Here is a 26,780-nt window from a genome sequence, read left to right as displayed (position 1 = left end):
GAAAGGTACAATGGGCGACAGCACCGACGGGTCCTCTAGCGCAGCGCAAAGCGCGCAGGCTGAGAGCCAGATACAAAGTAACTCCGGCGGATTTCTCCGTCGATTAATGGAAGCGATCAGCCCTGCGGATGCAGGGGGTGATGTCCAAAACCTTCAGCTTGAATATGAGCCGACCCAATCGCTGGGTCCAACTCCGGGCATGATCAACCTGCGGCGTATGCGGGTTGAAGATGTGGCCGTGCCAAAGGTTGATATTAAGGCGCTTGCGGCAACAATGAGCCATGGCGAAGTGGTGGATGCGTTCCGTGAAAGCGGTTTTTCGCGATTGCCAGTCTATGACGGCACTCTGGATACGCCAGTTGGATTTTTGCACCTCAAAGATATGGCCCTAAAATATGGGTTTAATGGCGCAAGCGGTGATTTTGATCTGCAGGCCATGTTACGGCCTCTGTTGTTTGTGCCGCCGTCGATGCCGATCGGGGTTTTGTTGGCCAAAATGCAAACCGAGCGTCGGCACATGGCATTGGTGATTGACGAATACGGCGGCGTGGATGGGCTTGTGACCATCGAAGATCTGATCGAACAGGTGGTTGGTGAGATCGAAGACGAACACGATCAAGCCGAAGTCGCGCTTTGGACCGAAGAGGCTCCGGGCTGTTTCATCGCCTTTGCCAAAACGCCATTGGATGAATTCGAAAGCGAAATTGGCCGCTCGCTGACTGCTGATGAAGACATCGATGAAGAAGACATCGATACGTTAGGTGGCTTGGTCTTTATGCTGGCTGGCCGCGTCCCAACACGCGGGGAGTTGGTGGTGCATCCAGATGGTACGGAATTCGAAGTCATCGATGCAGATGCCCGTCGGATCAAACGACTGCGGGTCATTCTGACCGAAGCGCAGCAGCATGTGGCTGAATAATATCGAAACACATTGGCAAAGCTGGCCGCGTTTAGCGCGGGTGGCTTTGGCTGTTCTATTGGGTCTTGTGGCGAGCTTGGGGCAGGCGCCTTTTGGCCTACCACTGGCGTCATTGGTAGGCTTTGTTGCAGGGTTCGCCTTGCTGACATTTTCGCAATCGCCATCAAAGGCCTTTCGTGTGGGATGGCAATTTGGGCTCGGGTATTTCGCCCTCACCATGCAGTGGCTGGTCTCTCCCTTCTTAGTTGAGGCGGAAAGCCATGCTTGGATGGCCCCTTTTGCGGTCTTTTTCATGGCTGCAGGATTGGCGCTGTTTTGGGGTGCGGCCTTTGCAGCGGCGCGCCGGATCAATCCCTTTGCTTTGGTTGTAACGATGCCTTTGATGGAACTGCTGCGCGCCTATTTGTTTAGCGGTTTTCCATGGGGTATGCCTGCCTATGGCACCGTTGATCGTGTGCTTGGGCAAGGGGCGGCCCATGTTGGATCACACGGCCTAAACTTTGTCTTTCTTTTGATCGCCGCATGTACCTTCATTGCATTGCTTGGCGGGCCACGCCGCGCTCTGGCTAGCATTGGGGCTGTTTTGGGAGTGGCGTTGCTTTGGCCATTGCCTGACGCGTCAACGGTAACCGAGCCAAGCATTGGCACCATCCGTTTGATCCAGCCAAATGCGCCTCAGCGCCAAAAGTGGGATCCAGATTTCATGCCGATCATATTTGATCGCGCACTGGCGCTTACGGCGTCTGAAGGGTCCCCTGATCTAATTGTCTGGCCTGAAACCAGCCTGCCGTCGATCCTTTCACGGGGCGAGCCGTCCATTCAGGAAATCTCGAAGGCCGCAGGGGATGCGCCGGTTTTCTTTGGGGCAAACAGATTAGAAAATCTGATGTTTTTTAATGCGGCTGTGCTGATGGACGGGCAGGGCGTTTTAGGACAAACCTATGACAAGCACCACCTGGTGCCATTTGGTGAATACATTCCATTCGGCGAGCTGCTGTCGCGATTTGGCATTCATGGAATGGCGGCATCACAAGGGCAGGGGTTCACCGCCGGAGTGGGTCCAAAGCTTATCGATCTAGGTCCCTTGGGACGCGCATTACCATTGATTTGTTATGAGGCTGTGTTTCCACAAGATGTGTTCGCCGCACCCGAGCGGCCAGATTTTTTGCTACAGATCACCAATGACGCGTGGTTTGGCACGTTTTCGGGCCCACACCAGCATCTGGTGCAATCACGTATGCGTTCAATCGAACATGGGCTGCCCATGGTGCGCGCGGCCAATACTGGTATCTCTGCGCTGATTGATGAAAAGGGTCGTGTTTTGAACGCCTTGCCTTTGAATGAAGCAGGGTTTCTGGATGTGGAGCTGCCGAGGCCAGCGCCGGCGACGCTCTATAGCAACACTGGCGATATACCAATTGGATTGATCTTGACCTGCGCTCTGCTTGGCCTTTGGATAAGAAGACATCGCAATAGCAATTGACCTCATGGGGTAGGCACCCTAAGTGGGTCACATTGCTGTCTGTCACAACGGCTTCCTGGCGTGGCGGATGAAATCGAATGGAGCACTTCATGGCCAGACAGAATTACGTTTTCACTTCCGAGTCCGTCTCGGAGGGCCATCCTGATAAAGTTTGTGACCGCATTTCCGATGCCGTTTTGGATGCATTCCTCGCTGAGGAACCTGAGGCGCGCGTGGCGGCTGAAACCTTTGCCACCACCGATCGTGTCGTGATCGGCGGAGAGGTCGGACTGTCTGATCAGGACAAGCTGAAAGACTACATGGGTAAGATCGATGAGATCGCCCGCGCTTGTATCAAGGACATCGGATACGAGCAGGACAAGTTCCACCACGAAACCGTGGAAATTACGAACCTGTTGCACGAACAATCCGCGCATATTGCGCAGGGTGTAGATGCATCCGCAGATAAAGAAGAAGGTGCTGGCGATCAGGGCATCATGTTTGGTTACGCAACCAATGAAACGCCTGATCTGATGCCTGCCCCAATCCAATATGCACATGCGATCCTGCGGCGATTGGCTGAGGTGCGTAAATCTGGTGAACAGGCCGTGCTTGGGCCGGATGCCAAATCCCAGCTGTCTGTGCGCTATGAAAATGGCAAACCCGTTGGCGTTTCTTCTTTGGTGCTGTCGACACAGCACCTTGATGAGAACCTCACAAGCGAAGACATTCGCGCCATCGTGGCACCTTACATTGAACAGTCCTTGCCGGAAGGCTGGCTGACCGATGAAACCGAATGGCACGTGAACCCAACCGGAAAATTCGTGATCGGTGGTCCTGATGGGGATGCGGGTCTGACAGGCCGTAAGATTATCGTCGACACCTATGGTGGGGCGGCGCCTCATGGTGGTGGTGCGTTTTCAGGCAAAGACCCAACCAAGGTTGACCGCTCTGCAGCTTATGCGGCGCGCTATTTGGCGAAAAACGTTGTGGCCTCTGGCATGGCAGAAAAATGCACCATCCAGCTGTCTTACGCGATTGGTGTCTCTAAACCGCTATCGATCTACGCTGACAGCTATGGCACAGGCCAAGTTGCGGATCGCGAGATCGAAGCCGCTGTTGCGCAGGTCATGGACCTCACTCCACGTGGTATTCGAGAGCATCTTGAGATGAACAAACCGATCTATCAGCGCACAGCTGCTTATGGCCACTTTGGACGCAAACCAGATGCAGATGGTGGTTTCAGCTGGGAGCGCACCAATCTCGTGGATGCGCTTAAATCAGCGGTTTAATCCAACAAATTTTCTAGCAAAGCGCGGTCCATCGGGCCGCGCTTTCGCTTTGCTGGACTTGACCCGCCAGTCCCCATGCGGCACATGGGCGCGACTTGAACGAGGCCCATCATGTCTGACGACCCAAAACACAGCGATAATTCCCAATCCGGCGCGCATCCATCTGGCGCGCCTTGGCGCAATTTCTACGGCCGTTTCAAAGGCAAGGGTCTGCGAAAGTCCCAAGAAGCCTATCTGGATGAGGACCTGGCCAAACTGTCACCGGGTGCTGTGGATTGGGATGTGAACCCGGACCGGAAAAATCTCGATCTGGAAGGTTTGTTTGGGGACAAAGATGTCTGGCTCGAAGTTGGCTTTGGCGGCGGCGAGCATATGGTGCATCAGGCCGTGAACAATCCGGATGTGGGTTTCATTGGTTGTGAGCCCTACATCAACGGGGTGGCCATGCTGTTGGGTAAGATCCGCGATGCGGAAGCAGAAAACATCAAGGTCCATCCAGGGGATGCTCGCGACATGTTTGACGTGTTGCCGGACCAGTCGATTTCTAAGGCCTTTTTGCTATATCCTGATCCGTGGCCAAAAAAACGCCACCACCGTCGTCGCTTTGTAACGCAAGAGCATCTGGAGCCTCTGGCGAAAGTCCTGAAGCCCGGCGCGATTTTTCGTGTTGCGACCGATATCGAAGACTATGTGCGTCAGACTTTAGAAGAAGTTCCAAAGGCAGGTTTCGAGTGGCTTGCAGAACGCCCAGATGACTGGCGACAGTCCTGGGATGATTGGATTTCGACCCGCTACGAACAGAAAGCTCTGCGCGAAGGTCGCACGCCGCATTATCTGACTTTCCGTCGATTGGGATAAACCAATTGGGCAGGGTGCGTTGCCCCATGGACCTTGCCGACCTTCTGCGCTAACAGCCTTGTGACGATACTTTGAGGATTGCGCATATGTCTGGCCACGGCACCCCCATTCCAATGACTTCACGCCCTTGTGGCCCGCTAAAAGGTGAGGCCAATGTACCGGGCGATAAGTCGATTTCGCACCGTTCTTTGATCCTTGGCGCGCTATCGGTTGGCGAGACCCACATCACTGGTCTGTTGGAAGGCGAGGATGTGCTGGACACCGCGAAAGCTATGCGTGCCTTTGGGGCAGAGGTTATAGAACACGGCGGCGGTGAATGGACCGTGCACGGCGTGGGCGTCGGCGGCTTTGCAGAGCCTGAGAATGTGATTGATTGCGGTAACTCCGGCACTGGCGTGCGCCTAATCATGGGTTGCATGGCGACTACCGGAATTTCTGCGACTTTCACGGGTGATGCTTCTTTGAACAAACGCCCCATGGCGCGGGTTACAGATCCAATTGCGCTGTTTGGCGCGCAATCCGTGGGTCGCTCTGGGGGCCGTCTGCCGATGACCATCGTGGGAGCGGCTGAGCCGGTGCCTGTGCGCTACGAAGTGCCAATGCCGTCTGCCCAAGTGAAATCTGCGGTCTTGTTTGCAGGGCTGAATGTGCCGGGCAAAACCGTGGTGATTGAAAAAGAAGCCACGCGCGATCACACCGAACGCATGTTGCAAGGCTTTGGCGCGGAGCTCACGGTTGAGGAAACCGATGAAGGTCGTGTGATTACTCTGACGGGTCAGCCTGAACTCAAAGCGCAGAACATCGTTGTGCCGCGGGATCCGTCTTCTGCTGCATTCCCAGTTTGTGCGGCCGTCATCACGCCAGGCTCTGATGTGCTGGTGCCAAACATTGGCCTCAACCCAACCCGTGCGGGTCTTTTCACAACGCTGAAAGAAATGGGTGCGGATCTGACATTTGAAAACGAACGCGAAGAGGGCGGCGAACCAGTCGCTGACCTGCGCGCGAAGTTCTCTCCTGACTTAAAAGGTATCGAAGTTGATCCGGCGCGTGCCGCCAGCATGATTGATGAATACCCAGTCTTGTCAGTCGTTGCCTCCTTTGCTGCTGGTTATACCGTGATGAAGGGTGTCAAAGAACTGCGCGTGAAGGAATCTGACCGGATTGACGCCATGGCCAAAGGCCTGCGTTTGAATGGCGTTGAGGTGGACGAGGGCGAAGACTGGTGGGTTGTCAAAGGTTTGGGTCACGGCAACGTGCCGGGCGGCGCGACTTGTGAGAGCGTCTTGGATCACCGTATTGCCATGAGTTTTATGGTCATGGGCATGGCCGCACAAAAGCCCGTCAGCGTGGATGATGGCGGCCCAATCGCGACCTCTTTCCCGATCTTTGAAAGCCTGATGGGCAATCTGGGTGCACAACTGGTGCGAAACAATGGCTGAGACACGCGTTACCATCGCGATAGACGGCCCGGCGGCGGCAGGTAAGGGCACAATCTCTAAGGCAGTGGCCAAGGAGTTGGGGTTCGCCCATCTGGATACTGGGCTGCTCTATCGCGCGGTTGGGGCGAAAGTTCTTGCTGGGGCTGAGGCGGTAGAGGCGGCGAGGTCTTTGACAGCCGATGATCTACAAGCGGGCACTCTGCGTACGCCGGAAGTTGCACAGGCTGCGTCTAAAGTTGCTGTGATCGCAGAGGTCCGCGCCGCATTGGTAGACTTCCAGCGCGCCTTCGCGCGGCGTCTGGGCGGAGCCGTTTTGGATGGCCGCGATATTGGCACCGTGATTTGCCCCAATGCAGAAGTGAAGCTGTTTGTGACCGCCTCTGCCAAGGTGCGCGCAGAGCGGCGCTATCTAGAACTGTCCACAGGCGGTCATGAGGTTTCCCGCGATGAGGTTCTCGCGGATGTCAAAGCGCGGGACGAGCGTGACATGAACCGCGCCGAAGCGCCGTTGAAGCCCGCGGAGGATGCGGTTTTGATTGACACGTCGGAACTGGACATCGACGCGGCTGTGGCGATGGCGTTGCGGGCGATCTTGGATAAAACAGGTCTCTAACCGGTTAACCCAGCGCTCGCGTGATACGGCGATAGGGGACGTCTCCTTTGAAAAAGCGTTCTCCTTCAGGCGTATAGCCGTTGCCTTCATAAAACGGCAGCGCACTTTCGCGGGCGTCAAACCAGAAGGTTTTCGCACCGGTGGCTGTGGCTTCTGTCAGAAGATGATCGAGCATTTGGGTGCCAAAGCCTTTTCCCTGAAAGGTGGGGTCCGTGGCGAATTTGCGAAGACGAATGCCGGGGGCTTCTTTGAATAGAGAAGCCACGCAGACGAGGTCTCCGTCGATGAAGCCTCCGAAGTGGGAGGCTTGTTCGTCGCCTTCGACTATGGATTGCTCAATGGGATGGTCCGGCCACAGCACCTTTTGGCGCAATGGCAAAGTTGCTCTGGGAGCGATGGATTGGATTGAAAAAGTCATCGCTTTTGTTTCCAAAACTATTGTGATCAGGCCAGCCACTTTAGTGCCAATGGATGGAGGGTCAATTGGCACAACAGAATTCTTATGTCTGCAGGCGAGCTCTACTTTTTGTCAAACAAAACAGGTCGGAATCTTGTAACTAGAATGGCAATCCAAATAGAGCACCAAATGCCTCGCATTTTTGGGAAATTTAACTGTGTAGTGCCCGACACTACTTAAAGATCGGGGAGACCGCCAAGTCGGGAAAGACCGCAGAAGCGATAAGTGCAACCGCGATGCCGCCAATGATATAAAATGGACCCGGTCGTTTCTTTCGAGCGCCCGTCAAATGTAGAAGAATTGCTCCCCCAAGATTTGAGGCGATGCCCATCACGACTACACCGACAGGGAAGGTCGCACTCATGCTCGGGATGATCCCAAAACTATACCCCACCAAAATCGCAATCACGCTCCAGCCGTATAGCCGGATATAGTTGATGCCAATTGCGTTCACCCCGGTGAGCTTTTCAAGTTTTTCAGATGGAAGGAAAACAAATGGCAGACCGATCATCAGCCCAGTGTAAGCGATTTTAAAAATTAGGATGAGAGTGAGAATCGACATTTCCGTGTTCCTTTGGTGATATGTAGCGATATTAGATAGGCTAAGTTCATATGTCAGACTCAGATAGTCCAAATATACCGTCAGCGCAAGTTGCCGATGTGAAATCACGCGCACCGGTCGGGGCCGATGACTGTGGAATGGTGCAAGCCGCAAAGGTGTTGGGCGATAAATGGACGCTTTGCATCCTTCGTGAGGCTTTTTATGGCGTGAAACGCTTTGATGATATGTTGGCGGATCTGGAACTGCCAAAAGCTGCACTCTCAGGCCGACTTGCGACTTTGGTGGAAGAGGGACTTTTGGAAAAAAGCATGTATCAAGAACCGGGGCACAGAAAACGTGCGGCTTATGTTTTGACGCAGAAGGGGCGGGACGCTGCTCCGATCTTGGTTGCTTTGATGAATTGGGGGCAGGCACACGTGCTAAAGGCTCCTGGTGCAACGCATTTGGTTACGAAGTCCGCTGGTAAGCCCGTTAAGCAAGCCTTTGTTTTGGAGGGACAAGAAACCGTGGCGCGTGATGATCTGAGCTTGAAAGTGGATTTGGAGGGCTAAATGCCCTCAAAGCCTTGCAAACAAGCCCATTCCCGCCTATACGCGCCCTTGTCTGACGACCGTTAAGAGTCGCAAATCTGGTGAGCAGGGCCTAAGGGAAACCTTCGGCCCTTGTTGTTTGTTTGTTTTCACCAATGTTTGCAACGCTTTACCTGCGGTACCAGAGCAACGAAATCAAGACCGGCGGAGACAACCGTTCGGCCAGAAAACATTGTTAAAGGAAACTGAGACCACATGGCTCAAGCTACATCTATGGAAGAATTCGAAGCCCTATTGCAGGAAAGCTTCGAAATGGACACCCCTGAAGAGGGTTCCGTTGTTAAAGGCAAGATCATCGCAATCGAAGCGGGTCAGGCCATTATCGACGTAGGCTACAAAATGGAAGGCCGCGTTGATCTTAAAGAATTCGCAAACCCTGGCGAAGCTCCTGAAGTTTCTGTTGGCGACGAGGTAGAAGTCTACCTGCGTGCCGCTGAAAACGCGCGTGGCGAAGCGGTTATCTCTCGTGAGATGGCTCGTCGCGAAGAAGCATGGGATCGCCTGGAAAAAGCATACGCAGACGATGCACGCGTTGAAGGCGCGATCTTCGGCCGCGTTAAAGGTGGCTTCACTGTTGATCTGGGCGGCGCGGTTGCGTTCTTGCCTGGTTCCCAAGTTGACGTACGTCCAGTACGCGACGCGGGCCCTCTGATGGGTCTGAAGCAGCCATTCCAAATCCTGAAAATGGACCGTCGTCGTGGCAACATCGTTGTTTCCCGTCGTGCGATCCTGGAAGAGTCCCGCGCAGAACAGCGTGCTGAGGTTATCGGCAAGCTGGCTGAAGGCGATGCGGTTGACGGTGTTGTTAAGAACATCACTGAATACGGTGCATTCGTTGACCTCGGCGGCGTTGACGGCCTGCTGCACGTCACCGACATGGCATGGCGTCGTGTGAACCACCCATCTGAGATCCTGACAATCGGTGAAACCGTTAAGGTTCAGGTCATCAAGATCAACAAAGAAACACACCGTATCTCCTTGGGTATGAAACAGCTGATGGAAGATCCATGGGATCTGGTTGCTGCGAAATACGCTCTGGAATCTGTACACACTGGTCGCGTTACCAACATCACCGACTACGGTGCATTTGTTGAGCTGGAAGCCGGCGTTGAAGGTCTGGTGCACGTTTCTGAAATGTCTTGGACCAAGAAGAACGTACACCCAGGCAAGATCGTTTCAACTTCTCAGGAAGTCGAAGTCATGGTTCTGGAAATCGATGGTGCCAAGCGCCGCGTTTCCCTTGGTCTCAAGCAGACCATGCGCAACCCATGGGAAGTATTCGCTGAATCTCACCCAGAGAACACCGAAGTCGAAGGCGAAGTTAAGAACATCACCGAATTCGGTCTGTTCATCGGCCTGCCAGGCGACATCGACGGCATGGTTCACCTGTCCGACATCTCTTGGGACGAGCGCGGCGAAGACGCGATCCAGAACTACCGCAAAGGCGACATCGTCAAAGCGGTTGTGTCCGAAGTTGACGTTGAAAAAGAGCGTATCTCTCTCTCCATCAAAGCGCTGGGCGGCGACAAGTTCGCTGAAGCGGTTGGCGGCGTGAAGCGTGGCTCTATCGTGACTGTTGAAGTGACTGCGATCGAAGATGGCGGCATCGAAGTGGAATACGAAGGCATGAAGTCCTTCATCCGCCGCTCCGATCTGGCACGTGATCGTGCGGACCAACGTCCAGAGCGCTTCAATGTTGGCGACAAAGTTGACGTACGCGTCACCAATGTTGACAGCAAGACACGCCGTCTGGGTCTGTCCGTTAAGGCACGCGAAATCGCGGAAGAAAAAGAAGCAGTACAACAGTACGGTTCTTCTGACTCCGGCGCGTCCCTGGGCGACATCCTGGGCGCAGCTCTGAAGGGCGACGAATAATCGCTAAGCCTTAGGGCTAAAGCAAACATTGGCCTCGCCCACTGGGCGGGGCCTTTCTTATTGAGGATCTAGTGTCGGTGGTCGGCGAATGATCTTCCTACGTATCGCGTAGACACCCTACACAAAGAGAAGACTTATTGTGAAACAAACCCTGCAAGACGCGCTCGATGATCGCGGCTATGAAACCCTGACGCCTGTTCAACAGGCGGCGATCAGCGATGAATATGCGGGTAAAGACCTGTTGGTTTCTGCACAAACCGGGTCCGGTAAAACCATTGGCTTTGGTCTGGCGATCGCGCCGACACTGCTAGAGGATGCTGAGAAATTTGAACGCGCTGGCGCGCCGCTTGCTTTGGTCATTGCACCAACGCGCGAGTTGGCATTGCAAGTAAAACGCGAGCTAGCGTGGCTTTATGCCAAAGCTGGCGCAATTCTGGCCTCCACCGTGGGTGGCATGGACATCCGTACAGAGCGCCGCAATCTGGACCGTGGCACCCATATCGTTGTGGCAACGCCGGGTCGTCTGCGCGATCACATCGAAAAGGGCGTGATTGATCTGTCCGAGATTAAAGCTGTCGTGCTTGATGAAGCGGACGAAATGCTCGACCTCGGGTTCCGCGAAGATCTGGAATACATCTTGGGTGAATGCCCAGAAGAGCGCCAAACTCTGCTGTTCTCAGCCACCGTGCCAAAAATGATCACAGCGTTGGCGAAGAACTACCAAAAAGACGCGATCCGCGTTGTTGTGAAATCCGAAAATAAGCAGCACGCCGATATTGAATACCGTGCGATGAATGTTGTGGATCGTGACGTCGAAAATGCCGTCATCAACTCGCTGCTGTATTATGATGCGCCAAACGCGATTGTCTTTGGCAACACCCGCGCGACTGTGAACCGTCTAACAACACGTCTGTCCAACCGTGGTTTCCGCGTGGTTTGCCTGTCAGGTGAGCTGACCCAAGCGGAACGCACAAACGCATTGCAGGCGATGCGCGATGGTCGTGCCAATGTCTGTGTGGCGACCGATGTTGCGGCGCGCGGCATCGACCTTCCAAACCTTGATCTGGTTGTGCATGCTGAATTGCCGGGCAGCCATGAAACGCTGCTGCACCGTTCGGGTCGAACCGGTAGGGCAGGGCGCAAAGGCACCAGCACGTTGATCGTGACCAAACGCACAGCCAGCAAAGCAAACCGCATTCTGAAGATGGCAAAGCTTGAGGCCACTTGGGGCGGTGCTCCGACAGCTGAAGAAGTCTCTGCACGCGAAGAAGAGCGCATGTTGGCGGATGAAGCTTGGTCCACACCTGTGAATGAAAGCGAACGCGAAAGCGTTGATGCGCTGTCAAATGCGTTTTCCGCCGAACAGCTTGCGGCTGCGTACCTGCGACTGCGCCGCACTGCACGCTCTGCACCAGAAGAGCTGAACGCCTTTACCGAAACCAAACCACGCCGCAAAGAAGATTTCGGTAAGTCTGTTTGGTTCTCAGTCTCTGGCGGTCGTGCTGCTGGCGCCGAAGTGCGCCGCTTGCTGCCGATGCTGTGCAAAGCCGGTAATCTGACCAAAGACGATCTGGGCGCGATCCGGATTCAGGAAAAAGAGTCCTATGTGCAGATCCTAGAATCCAGCGCAGACAGTTTCCTTGCAGCGATTGGCCCTGACCATAAAGTCGAAGACGCCAAGATCACTAAGGTGGAAGGCGAGCCTAACCTCGAACGTGCCGAACGTTCAGAGCGCCCGCAGCGCAGCTTTAACAAAGACCGTGGTCCACGCGGTGATCGCAATTTCAAAGACCGCGACTTTAAAGATCGTGGCCCGCGTCGTGACGGCCCACCTAAGTTCAAAAAGCCTGGTCGCGATCGTGATTTTGAAAAATCAGACAGCAAACCGTCTGGCAAGCCACACCGCAAAGGTGGTGACAAGCCTTATAAGCCACGCGACGAAGAGGCATGGTCAGATCGCTCGTCTAAGTCAGGCAAGCCGTCTGGTCACAAGCCAAAAGGCCCACCTCCACCAAAAGGCAAATCCAACAGCAAAAAGAATAAGGCACGCGCTGCAGAGCGCGCTGTAAACAAGGGTAAAGGCGGCGACGCCCGTCCAAAGCGTCGCGGTTAACACCCATTAGGGGACGCGAATCAACAATAACTTTCTGCGCCGCAGCAATGTTTGCGCGCGCAGAAGGTTAGGTCTGTAATCGGCGTAGCTTTGCTCAAATACGTCTAACCTTAGGTGTTTTTGCAGGAAATCAGAGGGAAATCAGAGGTTTGCCGGGTTTGAAATCCAGTTAATGTTTCCGTTCTGTGGCAATTTGCCTATAGTCATCCCCGATGCACGCATAAAAAAACAAATCCCTGGGGAGTGGACATCGATGATCCGATCGGAACTTATTCAAAAAATCGCCGACGAAAATCCGCATCTTTATCAGCGCGACGTTGAGCGTATTGTAAATACCATTTTTGATGAAATTACCGAGGCGATGTCTCGGGGTGACCGCGTCGAGTTGCGCGGCTTTGGGGCCTTTTCGGTCAAACAACGTGACGCACGTGTGGGCCGTAATCCGCGCACCGGTGAATCTGTCGCAGTTGAAGAAAAACATGTTCCGTTCTTTAAGACAGGAAAGCTCCTTCGGGATCGTCTAAACGGGAAAGCCTAAATGCGCTACATTCGCTATGCATTCTTAGCCACGCTGGGCGTGGTGCTGATTTCTGTTGCTTTGGCCAATCGTGGCTCGGTGACATTAAACCTGCTGCCAGAGCCTTTGGCGCAGCTGCTTGGTTTGCATTATTCGATTTCTCTGCCGCTCTTTGTTGTCATTCTGGGCAGCATTATAGCGGGCCTGCTGATCGGCTTTATCTGGGAGTGGATGCGCGAGTATAAAATCCGCGCAGCTGCCGGTCGTGCTGAGCGTGAGCTGGCCCAGACCAAACGCGAAGTGCGCCGTTTGAAAGGCAAGAGTGAAGAAGACAAAGACGAGGTTCTAGCGCTTTTGGATGAAGCGAGTTGAGCTTGAATTCAGTTTGATGAAGCGCCTCGGTTTTTCCGGGGCGTTTTTGTTTTAAGGGCTGGCTCTGACCGCGGATGGGGGAGAATCCCTCGCCCATTGGGGGCGGTCAGAGGCTGCCCGGGCTATCGTCTGGGCGGAACTTTAGCTTTTACGATCTTTGCTCTCTCGATATGAGTATGAAAAGTCTGCTTGTTGGGGATTACTATGAAAACACGCGTCAAAATCTGCGGCCTCAAAGAACCGGCCCATATCCAGATCGCCGCCGATGCAGGCGCGAGCTACGTCGGCTTTGTTTTCTTTGAAAAGTCCCCGCGCCATGTCAACATTACTCAAGCGCGCGATCTTGCTCTTGAGACTCCAGATGGGCTTGCCAAAGTCGCATTGACGGTGAATGCAGACAACGCCTTTCTTGATCAGCTTTTAGAGCAGGTGCCGATCGATATTCTGCAGCTTCATGGTAAAGAAACGCCAGAACGTGTGGCCGAAGTCAAAGCCCGCACGGGTCTGCCTGTGATGAAAGCCATCGGGATTGCGACTGAGGAAGACGCCAAGCAGATCGACCTTTACGGCGAAGTTGCCGATCAATTGCTGGTCGATGCCAAAGCACCGAAAGACGCCGAACTGCCGGGTGGCAATGGTCTGGCCTTTGATTGGAAACTGGTGAAACGCAAGTTTTGGCCAAAGCCGTGGATGTTGGCTGGTGGGTTGACGCCTGAAAACGTCGCTTTGGCCGTTCAAATCACAGGCGCAAAACAGGTCGATATTTCTTCCGGTGTAGAAAGTGCGCCGGGTCTAAAAGACCCGGACCTGATCCGCGCCTTCATCAAAGCGGCCCAAGAAGAGCCTGCGCCTAAACTTTCATAGGTTTTCCCATGGAAGTTTCCGATCAATCGCCCTAAGACATTTGGGAACGATGAGTAAATGAGGCATCCATGGCCAACGATCTTTTCAACAGCTTCATGAATGGTCCCGACGACAAGGGCCGTTTCGGTGATTTCGGCGGGCGTTTTGTGTCAGAAACCCTGATGCCGCTGATCTTGGACCTTGAGGCGGAATACGAAAAGGCCAAAGACGACCCGACCTTCTGGGCCGAGATGGATGACCTGTGGAAGCATTATGTGGGTCGTCCGAGCCCGCTCTACTTTGCGCCTCGCATGACTGAAGAACTTGGCGGCGCCAAGATTTACCTCAAGCGTGACGAGCTGAACCACACAGGCGCGCATAAGATCAATAACGTTTTGGGTCAGATCATTCTGGCAAAACGCATGGGCAAGACCCGCATTATTGCGGAAACCGGCGCAGGTCAGCATGGCGTTGCAACGGCAACGGTTTGTGCGAAATTCGGTCTGAAATGCGTGGTCTACATGGGCGCACATGACGTGGAACGCCAAGCGCCAAACGTTTTCCGTATGCGCTTGCTGGGCGCAGAGGTTGTGCCTGTAACCTCTGGCCGTGGTACGTTGAAAGACGCGATGAACGACGCCCTACGCGACTGGGTAACCAATGTTGCGGACACATTCTACTGCATCGGCACTGTCGCGGGTCCGCACCCATATCCGGCCATGGTGCGTGATTTCCAAGCGATCATCGGTAAAGAAGTGCGTTGGCAGCTGGCTGAGCAAGAAGGCGAAGGCCGCCTACCTGATACTGTGATTGCAGCGATTGGTGGCGGTTCCAATGCCATGGGACTCTTCTTCCCATTCTTGGATGATGAAAGCGTCAATATCGTCGGGGTTGAAGCCGGCGGTAAAGGCGTGAACCAGAAAATGGAACACTGTGCGTCGCTAACTGGTGGTCGTCCGGGTGTTCTGCACGGCAATCGCACCTATCTGTTGCAGGATGACGATGGCCAGATCCTCGAAGGTTTCTCGATCTCAGCTGGGCTGGATTACCCAGGTATTGGCCCAGAGCACGCATGGCTGCATGAAATCGGCCGCGCACAATATGTGTCGATTACCGACAAAGAAGCGCTGGAAGCCTTCCAATTCGCATGTCGCACCGAAGGCATCATTCCCGCGTTGGAACCAAGCCACGCGCTTGCGCATGTGATGAAACTGGCACCAACTCTACCAAAGGATCATATCCTAGTCATGAACATGTGTGGGCGCGGCGACAAAGACATCTTTACTGTCGCACGGCATCTTGGGTTTGACATGTCTGGCCCTGAGGGCCGCGTTTTCGAATAAGAATTGAGGCGGGCAGAGGCCCGCCTTTTTCATAAGAGCTTGTTCTTAATGGCTGAGCGACTGCCGATCTCGCGCGCCATGGTTTGAAACTCTAGAAAATTTGGGCAAGCCTTCGGGGACACATGTGCATGGTCATCCTTTTTACCCTTGGCATTAGTGAAGCATCGCCCCGCCATTTTGCAGGTTCCGCAATTTCCTAGCAGTTTGTGCGCGCGCATTTCAGGTGTTTGTAGGCGCTGCGGGCTGAGCCCAAAAAGCTTTGCCATCGACGTCATTTGATAAACCGCACGTGTGCGTACACCCAGTTTACTTGCCAAGATGTTCAGCCGATCCATCATTTCGTCGGGAGGGCTGTTTTCAAGTGCGGCTTTAAAAAGCGCGCCGCAATTCGCCCAAAAAGAGCTGGGCTGTGAATAAGATTTTTTCGCTACTACTCGCATAATGTGCCTCGATATAATTCCGATTCTCAAATGCGCGTTTCCTATCTTTAAGTATCACATTGATTGTTGGCAAAATTAGGGCCAACGCCGCAAAAACCTGATTTCAATGCAAAGAGGCCATAAACCTATGTTTATGCGCCTGTAACCGAGGTTGATCCGCGTCGAAATAAACCTCGGCTCAATAGATAACTTGCAGCCGCCGCGTCATCTCAATTCCACCGCAGACACATGGATCTGCTCTACACAAAACGGAGATGCACAATGAAACGTCTACTGACCACCACCACTGCAATCACACTAGGCCTTACATCATGGGCCTATGCGCAAAGCTTTACTGACGCGATTGTCGCTGACCTTGAAGGGCAGGGCTACACAGATATCGAAGTCGAAACAGACGGCGGTGAAACCACCATCGAAGCTGTGCTGGGCGATACGGAATATGAATTCACCTATGACACCGCCACCCAAGAGCTGCTGAGCACTGAAGAAGAGGCGGCTGACAGCGATGATGACGGCGAAGAAGATGAGGACGATGACCTCGAAGAAGACGACGACGATGCAGAAGACGAGGATGACGATGAGGACGAAGATGATGAGGACGATGATCAAGACGACAACTGATCGATTTTAACGAAGGATTGCAGGGCGAACCTTGAATTCCCCAGTCTAGTCCTGTTTATCCTCAGGCTGGTCCGCGCTGCATCCCCGACAGGCGCAGGCCAGCCGCTGTGATTGGAGACGCCATGCGACATCGACACATATTGGTTGCCGCGCTTTGTATAGGGCTCGCAACACCTGTCTTTGCGGCGCCGCAAGACAATCCGCATGTGGCCAAAATCATTTCGCTGCTGAAAGCTGAAGGCTATGAAAAGTTCGAAATCGAACGCACGTGGCTTGGCCGCATTCAAATCGAGGCCTACAAAGGCCAACACGAACGTGAAATCGTGATTAATCGGGGCACAGGTGAGGTCCTGCGCGACTACATCGAAGAAAGTGATGAATACTTCTTTCTGAATGGAGTGGACGATTGACCGGACGCCCCTTGTTGATTGCGCTGACCGCATTGCAGGTCATCTGCGCGCTGTTCTTTATTTCAGAAATCATCTTGACGATTCTTGGCACGCGCTCGGCTCCGATCAGCTGGGCCATGCGCGAGATGATGGAAATCGGGGCCGCAGTGGGCCTGCTGCTTGGGACAAGTTTTGCCATACTGGCATTGCGTTCTGCAGAACAAAAACAAGCCAAGGCCGAGGAAAGCCTGCGCCAGGTGCAATCGGCCTTTCGTGATCACTTGACCGAAAAATTTGATGCTTGGGGTCTGACCAACGCCGAACGCGATGTGGCGCTCTTTTCTATGAAAGGTCTGTCAGTAGCGGAAATTGCTTCTGTGCGTGAGACATCAGAAGGCACCGTGAAAGCGCAAAGCAATGCGATCTATCGCAAAGCAGGGGTCAGTGGCCGAACCCAGCTGCTAAGCCTTTTCATTGAAGATTTGATGCAGGATTAATCCGAAGCGTGTTCTTCTAAAATACGCAAAGGAATGATCTCAAGCGCGCGACCATGTGTGGCCGCAAGATGCACCTTTGGGGCGCAGCCCTCGTCATGAGCCTGCAAAAAGCGCGACGCACACAGGCACCAGCTGTCACCCGGTTTTAGCCCCACAAATCCAAAGTCAGGCCGAGGCGTCGAAAGGTCATTTCCAACGTATTTCGAATAGGCAAGGAATTCGGCGGTCATCACTGCGCATACAGTATGGCTGCCGGTATCTGCATCACATGTGTTGCAATGCCCATCGCGAAAGAAACCCGTCACCGGATCGGTGGAGCAGGGCTGAATTGGGTCCCCAAGAACGTTGATTTCAGGGTCTTTCTGCATGGCGTTTCCTTAGCGAAATTTATCCATCAGTTTTTGCATCTGCGTCCGGTCGTCCTGCAGCTCTGGCTTGGCTGCTTCTGCAGGCTTACTGGCGGGCTTGGGTTTGCTGGTTGACGAACGAGGCGGGGCAACACGCAGCGCCACCGCATTCATAAATTTCCCAGCATCGCCAGCCGCCAAATGAGGCGCGCCATCAGAAATACCACGGATCAGGTCATCCAGCCAATCTTGATCCGCTTTGGAAAAATCACGTAGCACATAACCTGCAACAGCATCCTTGTGGCCAGGATGACCAATACCAAGCCGTACACGGTCATAATGCGGCCCCAGATGCTGGTGAATGGAGCGCAGGCCATTGTGTCCCGCATGGCCTCCACCGGATTTCACGCGGCACTTGCCCGGGGCCAGATCCAGCTCATCATGAAAAACCGTCACATCGGTGTTCTCTAGCTTGTAGAACCGCATGGTTTCTCCAACGGATTGGCCTGACAGGTTCATGAAGGTTTCAGGCTTAAGCAAAACAACCTTTTCGCTGCCGAATTTGCCTTCGCTGACCTGGCCCTGAAACTTCTTGCGCCACGGCGCAAACCCGTGATCCTCCGCCAGGCGATCCAGCGCCATAAAGCCGATATTGTGGCGGTTGCCTTCATACTTTGATCCCGGATTCCCGAGGCCGACAAATAGTTTCATCTTTTCAGTCCTTTGCCGGTGGTCGTACCGGCCTATGCGTTGCGAAGAACCTAAGCTGAACCATGCGGTTTTTCAATCTTCATTGAAGGTTGCATGCGCTGGCAAGAGGATTCACAATGCCGTTAAATTTGAGGCGCTTATGAGTATTTACACGTTAAACGATATTGAACTGGAGCTCCCTGACTGGCTTGAGGACACTCCGATTGCACGCAAGATTGCAAAAGGGGAATACGAGGGGGCAGAAAGCCATGCGGCCCGCATGCGCATCAAACCCGGTATGCCCGTTTTAGAAATTGGGGCGGGGTTGGGTTATGTCAGTTCGATTTGCGGAAAAATCGCTGGGCCTGAAAATGTGGTTAGCGTTGAGGCCAACCCGCGGATGCTTGACCCGCTGATGGCAAACCTGCGCCGCAATAGCTGTGATGGTTTGCGCGTGATGCATGGCGCGGTCGTGGGCAACGGCCATCACGATGACGAAGTCAATTTTCGCGCAGGCAATCTGTTTTGGGGAGGTGCGACCTTGCCCAAGGGGGCCTCTCGCGAGGATATGATTTCCGTGCCAGCGTTGCGCATTCGGCCTTTGTTGCGCGCAATTCGACCGCGGTTTGTGATGCTTGACGTTGAAGGTGCTGAGGCAGATTTGTTTAAAAAGCCTTGGCCGCCATTTGTGAAATTTGTGGTGATGGAGCTGCATCCGAAAAAATACGATAAGGCTGTGATCAAAGAAATCGTGGATTGCATGTCGGCCTCTGGGTTGACGTATGACCCACTGACCTCTCATGCGCGCACCTTGGGCTTTATGCGGGTCTGATTTTTGCCAGTGGTTCACATAGCTGGATTGAGTGACGTTATTTTATAACGTAAACGCTAGTCATAAGATCCATCCCATATCGGAGGCTCCATTGGACGCACGCATTCCAGTCACTTTGCTCACCGGTTTTCTTGGTGCCGGAAAGACAACGCTCTTAAATCAGCTGCTCACCGATGAAGCCGGGGAGCGGATTGCGGTTATCGTGAATGAATTCGGTGAGGTCGGGCTGGATCACGATCTGATGGAAACATCAACGGATGACGTGGTGCTTTTGTCGTCTGGTTGCTTGTGTTGCACGGTTCGAGGTGAGCTGTCAGAGACTATAACCAATCTGTTGTCACGTCGTACATCGGGCGAGTTTGACTTCAGCCGTATCGTCATTGAAACCACGGGGCTCGCTGATCCTGGGCCGATCTTGCAAACCATGTTGGTTGAACGTGCGGTGTCAGATGCCACCCGCGTGGATGGCGTGGTGACCGTTGTGGATGCAGCCAATGGTCCAGCGACACTGGATGCACAGTTTGAAGCAGTATCACAGGTTGCTATGGCTGATCTGGTGATCATGAGCAAAACTGACCTTGTGGATTACGATCAGGTGATGGTTTTGGAAACACGGCTGCGCGGTTTGAACGCAACCGCGCGTATTCATCCTGCGGTGCGCGGCAAAGATATGGCGGAACAGATTTGGGGGCTCAGCGGGTTAAAACGCAATGTTCCTGCGACAACCGCATTGTCATGGGTTGGTACCGTTCCAGCAGTGCCTGTCGCGACTCAAGCTGAGCCGCAATCCTTGGGGAATCTGTCGGGGTTTGGTGCAATGCTGAAAGGCACTGCGCCATTGTCATCCCATGATGCACGGATTGAAACGGCGTCGATTGTGATTGATCGACCGGTGAGCGACGAAGGCTTTGATGATTGGCTAAATGATCTTGTGCGCCGTCGGGGGCCAAACCTTTTACGCGTCAAAGGCATTGTGTTTCTGGACGGCATTCCAAACCCATTTGTTTTTCATGGCGTCCAGAATGTCTTTGATCCGCCTGTCATCGTAAAGGACTGGCCCGAAGGCGATCAGACCTCTCGTGTGGTGATCATCGCGCGTGATATTCCCAAATCAGAACTACAGGCGGGGCTTGATGAATTGGCCGCGCATGTTGTGACGCTGCCAACCTAGGTTTGTGGGCATAACTTCAAACGAAGTTTCACAGCTGCAGCTCACTATAGGGGCAGACATCGTCTTCAAACGGAACATGTCTGCGTCGAAATCGACTGTCAGGGATCACTTGCGGTGAGCTGATGCGATCCATGCGGAAATGGCGGAAACCTTCGCGCATCGGATCCCAACCAACGAGATACCACAAGGGCGGCAGGATCAACATGGCTTGGGGCTCTACTTCGCGCGTGGTTTGGCGATCTTTAGCATCGCGATAGCCAAATCGCAGATGCTGCCGTCCAAGAAACGCGGCTTCAAACTCGGACAAGAGCTCTGGGTCCATGGTTCCCATATCAGACAGATCTTGCAGCGGGGACAATTGCCCGATGTGCAAACAGTCTAGGAATGCGCGCAAATCGCGGACCTTATCTGCGGGTAGGGATTTTTCGATTTTAGCAAGCCCGGCATCCGCCAATTCTGAAAAGGGCAGGTTCCCGGCTGCGCGCATCGCAGCGACGCTGATAAGCAGCGCGAAAACCTCTGGCACGGATAGTTTTGCAGTGGTCTGCATCGATTGCGGGTCAAGCTGCAGCCCGCCGCCGCGCCCAACATCAGAATGAATGACATAGCCCTCATCCCTTAAAGCGCTGATGTCGCGCAAAACGGTCCTGCGGGATGCGCCGACCTCATCGGCTAGCGCATCAATGGTCGAGGTTCCGTTGCGGCGCAACGTGCGCACGATGGTGTCATGTCTGAGTCGAATGTTCATTAAGGCACTGTATCACAAATGGTGACAATATTTGGCACTGTTTTGGTCTACACCGATTCCAGCAATGTTTAACAAGGAGATAACGATATGGAACGGACAGCAGTGAACCCTTGGGATTGGTCACTCAAGCTGGGTTACAATCAGGCAGAGACCATCGATGGTGCCACCCGTCAGGTTATTTGTGCGGGTCAGACGTCGGTGGATGAAAATGGAGCGCCACAGCATCCCGGCGATATGCGGGCACAGATTGGCTTGGCTTTGGACAATCTGGAAAAGGTAATCAAAGAGGCAGGCATGGATCTGAGCAATGTGATCAAGCTGGGGATCTATGCGACAGATGTGGATGAAGCTTTAAAGAATTTCGATCTGATGGGCATGCGCTTTGGACCACATCAGGTGGCCCCACCTATGACATTGCTGGGTGTGACGCGTCTTGCGATTCCCGGCTTGATGTTCGAAATCGAGGCGACAGCCGCAGCCTAGTCTGCGGCCTATCTGGCTTTCAATTGACATGCTGGGCGATTAGCCGAGCCAGCAAGTCCTAATTTCAAATAAAAAACGCGGTTCCCGAAAGAACCGCGTTTCAAACTTTGCACAGAATGCGCGAGCCTAGGATTACTCCTCAGCTGCTGCCTCTTCTGCTGGTGCTTCCGCCGCTTCTGCTTCGGTTGCTTCACCGTCTGCATCGTCGTCTTCAGAACGCAGTGCGGATGGTGCAGACAGGTTGCCGATTACGAAGTCACGGTCGATGGTTGGCTTCGCGCCTTCTGGCAGCTCAACACCGGAGATTGTGAATGTGTCGCCAACGTTGGCGCCAGCCATGTCCACAATGATTTTCTCTGGGATGTTGCCTGCAGTTACGTTCAGCTCAACTTCGTTACGTACAACAGTCAGAACGCCACCTTTTTTGATGCCTGGCGCTTCTTCTTCGTTGATGAACTCAACCGGGATAAACAGGCTGATTTTGGAAGTACGCTTCAGACGCAGCAGGTCGAGGTGCGTTGGCAGGTCTTTAACAACGTGACGCTGCACGTTACGGCAGATAACACGAACGTCTTCTTGGCCTTCGATCTTCAGGTTGAAGAGAGTGCTCAGGAATTGACCGTCTTTCAGTTTCTTCAGCAGAACGTTGAAAGGAATTTGAATTGCCTGTGGTTCAGCGTCGCCGCCATATACAACACCAGGTACCATGCCATCGCGACGTGCTTGACGAGCGGCGCCCTTGCCTGTCCCCGTACGGATTTCGACGTTAAGATCAGGGATCTGTCCAGCCATAATAATTCTCCAAAAGTTAGGGCGGGGTTCCTCCAAGGCTGTAACCCCGCGTGAAGCCCGGCCCATAACGCAGATTCGCTATGCTGGAAAGGTAAAATCGCACTTTTAGGGTGGATTCTGCTGGTCTTTTGTCAGCCCCTTAGTCAGGCACCGGATTTAAGTGCCCATCAGCCTGCAAAATTCTGTCATATAACTCGAATTCTGATGCGCGCACTTCGCGCAGTTTTGCCTCAACTTCTGGCGATAAAGGCGTCGGCGCTTGTGGAGAGACATTCTTGATTGGGAAGGTCAGCGATTTCTGAAACCGTTCTTCGAGCCAGTTGCGCACAACTTTTTGACTTTCATAGGCGAACAAATGTTCGATCGGCTGTTTGCCGTCGACCATTGTAAGGAACCCATATTGGCTTCCAATGGCGGCAAAAGAGGGTTCAGGGTCTTGCATGGTCGCCAATACAAATTGGTCAAAGCTCACATCTTGGATGTGATTTTTCCGTTTGGGGTCAGTGCGGTAACGATACCAGCTGCGGATTTGTTCGATGGGATCCCGCATGATCGCCATACGTTGTGGCTGCAGGTTATAGAACTCGTTCAGAAAGGGCATCATGCGACGCTGAAACTGGCCCGCCGTCATATGTTTGCGGCGCTTGGCAAAGACAATGTCAGCCTCACCGCGTAGGGCGATTTCATAGGCCGTGGTCCCCGTCTTAGGGACGGCTAGAAATGCGAGGTTTTGTTTAAAGTAAATCTGCAAAAGGGCTGCCCGGCGCTACGTGTTTTCAGGGAATATCACCTGCAGCGACAAACATGTCAAAGCTGAAAGCGGGCACTAGGCCGCCCAGTTTCCTTCAAAATCCTTTGGGATCATCAGGATATCGCGATCCACATTCGCCACCGAGGTGCGACCGGACAGTGCCATAGAAATATCAAACTCCTTTTGCATGACCTCAAGACACTGGGTGACACCAGCCTCACCCATGGCGCCAAGGCCATAGATGTAGGCGCGCCCGATGTAGGTGCCTTTGGCGCCCATGGCGATAGCCTTGAGCATGTCCTGACCCGAGCGAATACCGCTGTCCAGGTGCACTTCGATCTTATCGCCGACTGCATCCATGATGGCAGGCAAGGCGCGAATAGATGATAGGGCACCATCCAGCTGGCGGCCTCCGTGGTTGGAAACAATGATGGCGTCAGCCCCAACGTTCAGGGCTTCCAAAGCGTCGCGTGGATCAATGATACCTTTGATGATCAAAGGCCCATCCCACATCTCACGAAACTCCCGAATGCGGTCCCAATTCAGCGCCTGATCAAATTGCGACGAGGTCCATGTCGACAATGACGAGGGGTCGCTGACCCCTTTGGCGTGCCCCACGATATTACCGAAAAAACGCCGTTTGGTGCCTAGCATTTGAAGGCCCCATGGCACTTTGGTCGCGAGGTTCACCATATTGGCAAGGGTCGGCTTTGGTGGCGCAGAGAGGCCGTTTTTTACATCCTTGTGTCGTTGCCCAAGCATTTGCAGATCAACAGTAATCACCGCTGCTGAACATTTTGCAGCCTTGGCGCGGTCAAAGAGGCGTCGCATGAAGTCATCATCTTTCAAGGTGTAGACCTGCATCCAGAATGGCTTCTGCGTGTTTTCGGCCACATCCTCGATCGAACAGATCGACATCGTGGAAAGCGTATAGGGCACACCAAACTTTTCTGCTGCCCGTGCGGCCTTGATTTCACCATCTGCAGATTGCATGCCCGTCAATCCAACAGGTGCCAGTGCGACAGGTAAAGAAACATCTTGCCCGATCATCTGCGACGCTGTGGAGCGCCCTGTCATGTCAACCGCAACACGTTGGCGCAGCCGCAGCAAATCAAAATCTGATGTGTTCTCGCGAAAAGTCTGTTCTGTGTAGCTTCCTGACTCCGCATAGTCATAGAACATCTTTGGCACGCGCCGTTTGTAGATGCGTTTCAGATCATTGACATTGGTGATGACAGGCATGAAATACCCCATATTGGTAATTTGACTTTACCAATATCGTCAAAATTTGATGTGTCAAGCACTGATTCCGCGTCAAACTGGCAGCGCGCTGCTGGATTTAGTCCGTCTGAGCACAAAATTCGTATGAGACGACCGTACGATCCCCAAACGCAGAACTCGTTTCATGATGAAGGCTTCCAACTCTTCTGGACCTTCTGCTACCACCTTCAGCATGTAATCGTTTGATCCTGTAATCGAGCAGCATTCCGTGATGTGATCTTCGGTTTGTACAAACCGATCAAAGGCGTCGATAGTGGCCTCTGTATGGTCCAACAAAGACACGTGCATATAGGCCTGGGCATGCAGGCCAAGCAGGCGTGGGTTTAGGATCGCCGCATAGCGATCTATCAACCCGCTCTCTTCTAGACGTTTTACTCGGCGCCAGCAGGGGGAGGTTGATAGGCTCACTTGTTCAGCGAGGGCTTGAAGGCTGATTTTGCCATCTTTCTGCAAGACGCGAAGGATTTCCTTGTCTTTCTCTTCCAAAATCACCGAAAAATTCCTAAATTTGGTTAATTTTTGGTAATGTTTACCGATAAAAATCAGAATCCCAAGTGATTTGGCAAGAATTTTCCCGTCCAAAGGCAAAATATGAGGGGGAGGAGCGACAAGATGCCAAAATCTACCAAATATATTGCTAAAATTCCCAACGCAGACGGGTATATTTCCTACAGTGCCGAGGAAGACGCCGTATGGCGTGATCTTTACAGAGCGCAGGAAAACGCAGTGCAGGCCCACATGGCGCAGCCTTATCTGCAGGGGTTGGAAAAGCTTGCGATGCCAAAGGACAAGGTCCCGCAATGCCCGGAGATTTCCGCCGTTCTGCTGCGTGAAACCGGATGGAAAGTCGAACCCGTTCCTGCGTTGATCGGATTTGATAAGTTTTACAGCATGCTGGCGGATCGCACATTTCCAGCCGCCAGCTTTATCCGCTCGCGTGAGGATTTCGACTACATCGAAGAGCCTGACATTTTTCATGAAATCTTTGGCCATACGCCACTTTTGACAGATGCGCGATTTGCCGAGTTTTCTCATGCGATTGGACGGGCAGGGCAGAAGGCCGAGAAAACAGACTTCAGTTGGCTCATTCGTCTGTATTGGTTCACGATCGAGTTTGGCCTGACGCGCGAAAACGGTAAGCTCAAGGCGCTTGGGTCTGGTCTGGCATCCTCAAAAACGGAGTTGCCCCATGCGGTCCTGTCCGGGGACCCGGTGATCCGGCCCTTTAATATCCTAGACATCCTGCGCACGCCGTATCGCATCGACATTCATCAACCGGTTTATTTTGTGATCGATGATATGGACGAGTTGTTTGCCGCCGCCGACCGTGATCTGATGGTCGATATCAAGGCCGCGCAAGGGAAGGGCCTGTTTGCCCCAACCTATCCACCTGTTGAAAAGAAAGCATCATAACTATGACGACTGCAACTGAATGTGTGCCTTGCTCGGAAGGCACGGGCGTTTTGGATCAAGCCCAGATCAATGACGGGCTGACAAATCTTTTAGGTTGGGCTCAACGGGATCAGACGATCTTTAAACGCTATGAGTTCAAGGGCTTTGCTAAGGCCACTCAGATGGCGAACCTTGTAGCCTGGCATTCCGACAAGATGGGGCATCACGCCGATATCAGCTTTGGCTGGGGCTATTGCGAAGTGGTTTACACGAGCCATGAGGCCGGCGGTCTGACAGAGAACGATTTCCTCTGCGCGATCCGTTTGGAGGCGCTGATCTCCTAATCAGATTTCAGCCAGATCTTTGGATTGATTTTCAACACTACGAAAGGCAAGCGCTAGTGCGGACATTGTTAGCAAGGTCGTAAGGAACCCAGTCAACTTTCCGAAAAAGCCAACAACGACAATGAATATAGAACTGTCCAATGTCGTTCCGACAGCGTGGGCTAGGTTCGGCGTCGCAAATATCAAACTTGCAAAGTGGACGGATCCAAAAAGGATTGGCCCGTAGGTCATTCTCCAAAACGTTAGAAAAAAAGTGCTTTTGCCTCGAGACAGCGCGCATTTCCAACTGTGATCTTTGTTCGCAATGATTGCGGGTAGTGCTGTGCCAACAATCGACGCAAAACAGGCAAATACGAAAAATGATGCCAACATTAGGCAAGATACATAAATGAAGCGCGCCCCTTCAGTTGCGCTTTGGAAAATGCTGCTGCTGCCAACAACGTTGTTTAGCAACAGAATGAAGAAAATAGCGGATGGGAGAAATAACAATCCATATTTCAAGAAGAACACAGGCTTCCATTGCATCGCTGCTGTGCTTGTTTGCTTGTAAAATGAATTTAGCCCCCAAGTTTGACCGGTCACACAAGCGTAGGTGAAGTAGTGAGCTAATAACGCAGTAACAACGAATTTGGGGCCAGTGCCTACGTCTACAAACGCTTCAACGCCAGCCAAGGTCGCTGCGACGAACGCGAGAAATGGAAGTGAACGAAGGAAGATTTGGAGAGATTGTTTGTACATGGTAAAGCT

The 26,780-nt window shown here is 53.2% G+C and carries 32 protein-coding genes and 1 riboswitch; of the genes, 21 read left to right on the top strand and 11 right to left on the bottom strand.

The genetic code is table 11. The annotated features are described in order from the left end of the window. The first annotated feature begins 10 nt into the window (after positions 1–10). The 6 genes from JXQ85_RS08020 to cmk all read left to right on the top strand — a co-directional run bounded on the left by JXQ85_RS08020 (position 11) and on the right by cmk (position 6,583). The gene (locus JXQ85_RS08020; RefSeq protein WP_421748375.1) at positions 11–919 is read left to right on the top strand and encodes a transporter associated domain-containing protein; all 909 of its coding nucleotides are present in this window, start codon (positions 11–13) and stop codon (positions 917–919) included. Then, the gene (gene lnt, locus JXQ85_RS08015) at positions 906–2,402 is read left to right on the top strand and encodes an apolipoprotein N-acyltransferase (protein ID WP_421748374.1); all 1,497 of its coding nucleotides are present in this window, start codon (positions 906–908) and stop codon (positions 2,400–2,402) included. The genes JXQ85_RS08020 and lnt overlap by 14 nt, the downstream gene beginning before the upstream one ends. A gap of 36 nt (positions 2,403–2,438) precedes the next feature. Then, positions 2,439–2,487: riboswitch (SAM-SAH riboswitch) on the top strand. 4 nt (positions 2,488–2,491) lie between these two features. Beyond that, complete coding sequence (gene metK, locus JXQ85_RS08010; protein WP_421748373.1) at positions 2,492–3,673, top strand: methionine adenosyltransferase; 1,182 nt, start codon at positions 2,492–2,494, stop codon at positions 3,671–3,673. A 111-nt stretch (positions 3,674–3,784) separates the two neighbouring features. Further along, a complete protein-coding gene (trmB, locus tag JXQ85_RS08005; RefSeq protein ID WP_421748372.1) occupies positions 3,785–4,531 on the top strand; it encodes a tRNA (guanosine(46)-N7)-methyltransferase TrmB in 747 nt (248 codons plus the stop codon). A gap of 86 nt (positions 4,532–4,617) precedes the next feature. Next, on the top strand, positions 4,618–5,970 hold the full coding sequence (gene aroA / locus JXQ85_RS08000) for a 3-phosphoshikimate 1-carboxyvinyltransferase (protein WP_421748371.1): 1,353 nt from the start codon (positions 4,618–4,620) through the stop codon (positions 5,968–5,970). Next, positions 5,963–6,583 carry a (d)CMP kinase gene (cmk, locus tag JXQ85_RS07995; protein WP_421748370.1) on the top strand — a complete coding sequence of 207 codons (621 nt, stop codon included), beginning with the start codon at positions 5,963–5,965 and terminating at the stop codon, positions 6,581–6,583. Before aroA ends, cmk begins: the two co-directional genes overlap by 8 nt. A gap of 4 nt (positions 6,584–6,587) precedes the next feature. Here the strand turns inward: cmk and JXQ85_RS07990 are convergent, their stop codons facing one another. Together JXQ85_RS07990 and JXQ85_RS07985 are read right to left on the bottom strand one after the other, a co-directional pair. Then, on the bottom strand, positions 6,588–7,073 hold the full coding sequence (locus JXQ85_RS07990; protein WP_421748369.1) for a GNAT family N-acetyltransferase: 486 nt from the start codon (positions 7,071–7,073) through the stop codon (positions 6,588–6,590). A gap of 139 nt (positions 7,074–7,212) precedes the next feature. Then, on the bottom strand, positions 7,213–7,602 hold the full coding sequence (locus tag JXQ85_RS07985) for a hypothetical protein (RefSeq protein WP_421748368.1): 390 nt from the start codon (positions 7,600–7,602) through the stop codon (positions 7,213–7,215). A gap of 50 nt (positions 7,603–7,652) precedes the next feature. Between JXQ85_RS07985 and JXQ85_RS07980 the strand changes: the two genes are divergently transcribed. The 7 genes from JXQ85_RS07980 (at position 7,653) to trpB (ending at position 15,255) form a co-directional block, all read left to right on the top strand. Continuing rightward, positions 7,653–8,153, top strand: a complete 501-nt coding sequence (locus JXQ85_RS07980; protein WP_421748367.1) for a winged helix-turn-helix transcriptional regulator — start codon at positions 7,653–7,655, stop codon at positions 8,151–8,153. Positions 8,154–8,387: 234 nt separating this feature from the next. Then, a complete protein-coding gene (gene rpsA / locus JXQ85_RS07975; RefSeq protein WP_421748366.1) occupies positions 8,388–10,067 on the top strand; it encodes a 30S ribosomal protein S1 in 1,680 nt (559 codons plus the stop codon). 139 nt (positions 10,068–10,206) lie between these two features. After that, on the top strand, positions 10,207–12,180 hold the full coding sequence (locus JXQ85_RS07970) for a DEAD/DEAH box helicase (RefSeq protein ID WP_421748365.1): 1,974 nt from the start codon (positions 10,207–10,209) through the stop codon (positions 12,178–12,180). Positions 12,181–12,433: 253 nt separating this feature from the next. Beyond that, positions 12,434–12,718 carry an integration host factor subunit beta gene (ihfB, locus tag JXQ85_RS07965; RefSeq protein WP_058315462.1) on the top strand — a complete coding sequence of 95 codons (285 nt, stop codon included), beginning with the start codon at positions 12,434–12,436 and terminating at the stop codon, positions 12,716–12,718. Further along, positions 12,719–13,069 carry a lipopolysaccharide assembly protein LapA domain-containing protein gene (locus tag JXQ85_RS07960; protein ID WP_421748364.1) on the top strand — a complete coding sequence of 117 codons (351 nt, stop codon included), beginning with the start codon at positions 12,719–12,721 and terminating at the stop codon, positions 13,067–13,069. Positions 13,070–13,273: 204 nt separating this feature from the next. Further along, a complete protein-coding gene (locus JXQ85_RS07955; protein WP_421748362.1) occupies positions 13,274–13,933 on the top strand; it encodes a phosphoribosylanthranilate isomerase in 660 nt (219 codons plus the stop codon). A 68-nt stretch (positions 13,934–14,001) separates the two neighbouring features. Next, positions 14,002–15,255 carry a tryptophan synthase subunit beta gene (gene trpB / locus JXQ85_RS07950; RefSeq protein WP_421748360.1) on the top strand — a complete coding sequence of 418 codons (1,254 nt, stop codon included), beginning with the start codon at positions 14,002–14,004 and terminating at the stop codon, positions 15,253–15,255. A gap of 29 nt (positions 15,256–15,284) precedes the next feature. On the opposite strand, the gene JXQ85_RS07945 is transcribed toward trpB, so the two are convergent. After that, the gene (locus JXQ85_RS07945) at positions 15,285–15,695 is read right to left on the bottom strand and encodes a hypothetical protein (protein WP_421748359.1); all 411 of its coding nucleotides are present in this window, start codon (positions 15,693–15,695) and stop codon (positions 15,285–15,287) included. Positions 15,696–15,956: 261 nt separating this feature from the next. Between JXQ85_RS07945 and JXQ85_RS07940 the strand changes: the two genes are divergently transcribed. The 3 genes from JXQ85_RS07940 to JXQ85_RS07930 all read left to right on the top strand — a co-directional run bounded on the left by JXQ85_RS07940 (position 15,957) and on the right by JXQ85_RS07930 (position 17,202). Next, complete coding sequence (locus JXQ85_RS07940; RefSeq protein WP_421748357.1) at positions 15,957–16,316, top strand: hypothetical protein; 360 nt, start codon at positions 15,957–15,959, stop codon at positions 16,314–16,316. A gap of 122 nt (positions 16,317–16,438) precedes the next feature. Next, positions 16,439–16,726 carry a hypothetical protein gene (locus JXQ85_RS07935; protein ID WP_421748356.1) on the top strand — a complete coding sequence of 96 codons (288 nt, stop codon included), beginning with the start codon at positions 16,439–16,441 and terminating at the stop codon, positions 16,724–16,726. Continuing rightward, entirely contained in the window at positions 16,723–17,202 is a 480-nt protein-coding gene (locus JXQ85_RS07930) for a helix-turn-helix transcriptional regulator (RefSeq protein WP_421748355.1), read from the top strand. The genes JXQ85_RS07935 and JXQ85_RS07930 overlap by 4 nt, the downstream gene beginning before the upstream one ends. Here the strand turns inward: JXQ85_RS07930 and JXQ85_RS07925 are convergent. Next, entirely contained in the window at positions 17,199–17,570 is a 372-nt protein-coding gene (locus JXQ85_RS07925) for a DUF2237 family protein (protein WP_421748354.1), read from the bottom strand. The two genes, JXQ85_RS07930 and JXQ85_RS07925, sit on opposite strands and share 4 nt — an antisense overlap. Before the next feature lie 9 nt (positions 17,571–17,579). Beyond that, positions 17,580–18,260 (bottom strand): aminoacyl-tRNA hydrolase, encoded by a 681-nt coding sequence (gene pth, locus JXQ85_RS07920; protein ID WP_421748353.1) that lies wholly within the window; start codon positions 18,258–18,260, stop codon positions 17,580–17,582. A 139-nt stretch (positions 18,261–18,399) separates the two neighbouring features. Here pth and JXQ85_RS07915 point away from each other — a divergent pair, with 139 nt between their 5' ends. Together JXQ85_RS07915 and JXQ85_RS07910 are read left to right on the top strand one after the other, a co-directional pair. After that, positions 18,400–19,071 (top strand): FkbM family methyltransferase, encoded by a 672-nt coding sequence (locus JXQ85_RS07915; protein WP_421748352.1) that lies wholly within the window; start codon positions 18,400–18,402, stop codon positions 19,069–19,071. 91 nt (positions 19,072–19,162) lie between these two features. Further along, positions 19,163–20,242: a CobW family GTP-binding protein gene (locus JXQ85_RS07910; RefSeq protein ID WP_421748351.1), complete on the top strand. Its 1,080-nt coding sequence runs from the start codon at positions 19,163–19,165 to the stop codon at positions 20,240–20,242. Between the two features lie 28 nt (positions 20,243–20,270). On the opposite strand, the gene JXQ85_RS07905 is transcribed toward JXQ85_RS07910, so the two are convergent. Then, the gene (locus tag JXQ85_RS07905; protein WP_421748349.1) at positions 20,271–20,990 is read right to left on the bottom strand and encodes a helix-turn-helix transcriptional regulator; all 720 of its coding nucleotides are present in this window, start codon (positions 20,988–20,990) and stop codon (positions 20,271–20,273) included. Between the two features lie 87 nt (positions 20,991–21,077). On the opposite strand from JXQ85_RS07905, the gene JXQ85_RS07900 reads away from it, so the two are divergent. After that, a complete protein-coding gene (locus tag JXQ85_RS07900; protein ID WP_421748348.1) occupies positions 21,078–21,473 on the top strand; it encodes a RidA family protein in 396 nt (131 codons plus the stop codon). Positions 21,474–21,605: 132 nt separating this feature from the next. Here JXQ85_RS07900 and JXQ85_RS07895 read toward each other — a convergent pair whose 3' ends face one another. The 4 genes from JXQ85_RS07895 to JXQ85_RS07880 form a co-directional block, all read right to left on the bottom strand. Next, the gene (locus JXQ85_RS07895; protein ID WP_421748347.1) at positions 21,606–22,265 is read right to left on the bottom strand and encodes a 50S ribosomal protein L25/general stress protein Ctc; all 660 of its coding nucleotides are present in this window, start codon (positions 22,263–22,265) and stop codon (positions 21,606–21,608) included. Between the two features lie 139 nt (positions 22,266–22,404). Next, a complete protein-coding gene (locus JXQ85_RS07890; RefSeq protein ID WP_421748346.1) occupies positions 22,405–23,016 on the bottom strand; it encodes a hypothetical protein in 612 nt (203 codons plus the stop codon). Between the two features lie 75 nt (positions 23,017–23,091). After that, on the bottom strand, positions 23,092–24,258 hold the full coding sequence (locus tag JXQ85_RS07885) for an alpha-hydroxy acid oxidase (protein ID WP_421748345.1): 1,167 nt from the start codon (positions 24,256–24,258) through the stop codon (positions 23,092–23,094). A gap of 72 nt (positions 24,259–24,330) precedes the next feature. Further along, positions 24,331–24,789: an Lrp/AsnC family transcriptional regulator gene (locus JXQ85_RS07880; RefSeq protein WP_421748344.1), complete on the bottom strand. Its 459-nt coding sequence runs from the start codon at positions 24,787–24,789 to the stop codon at positions 24,331–24,333. Positions 24,790–24,909: 120 nt separating this feature from the next. On the opposite strand from JXQ85_RS07880, the gene phhA reads away from it, so the two are divergent. Both phhA and JXQ85_RS07870 read left to right on the top strand, forming a co-directional pair. Then, a complete protein-coding gene (gene phhA, locus JXQ85_RS07875; protein ID WP_421748343.1) occupies positions 24,910–25,710 on the top strand; it encodes a phenylalanine 4-monooxygenase in 801 nt (266 codons plus the stop codon). Positions 25,711–25,712: 2 nt separating this feature from the next. Then, complete coding sequence (locus JXQ85_RS07870; RefSeq protein ID WP_421748342.1) at positions 25,713–26,033, top strand: 4a-hydroxytetrahydrobiopterin dehydratase; 321 nt, start codon at positions 25,713–25,715, stop codon at positions 26,031–26,033. Here JXQ85_RS07870 and JXQ85_RS07865 read toward each other — a convergent pair whose 3' ends face one another. Next, positions 26,034–26,771 (bottom strand): hypothetical protein, encoded by a 738-nt coding sequence (locus JXQ85_RS07865; protein ID WP_421748341.1) that lies wholly within the window; start codon positions 26,769–26,771, stop codon positions 26,034–26,036. Between the last annotated feature and the right edge of the window lie 9 nt (positions 26,772–26,780).

It is taken from the genome of Cognatishimia sp., assembly GCF_049116455.1.
Taxonomy (GTDB): Bacteria; Pseudomonadota; Alphaproteobacteria; order Rhodobacterales; family Rhodobacteraceae; genus Cognatishimia.
The sequence above is the reverse complement of the archived record's forward strand: the minus strand, read 5'-3'. Positions and strand labels throughout refer to the sequence as shown.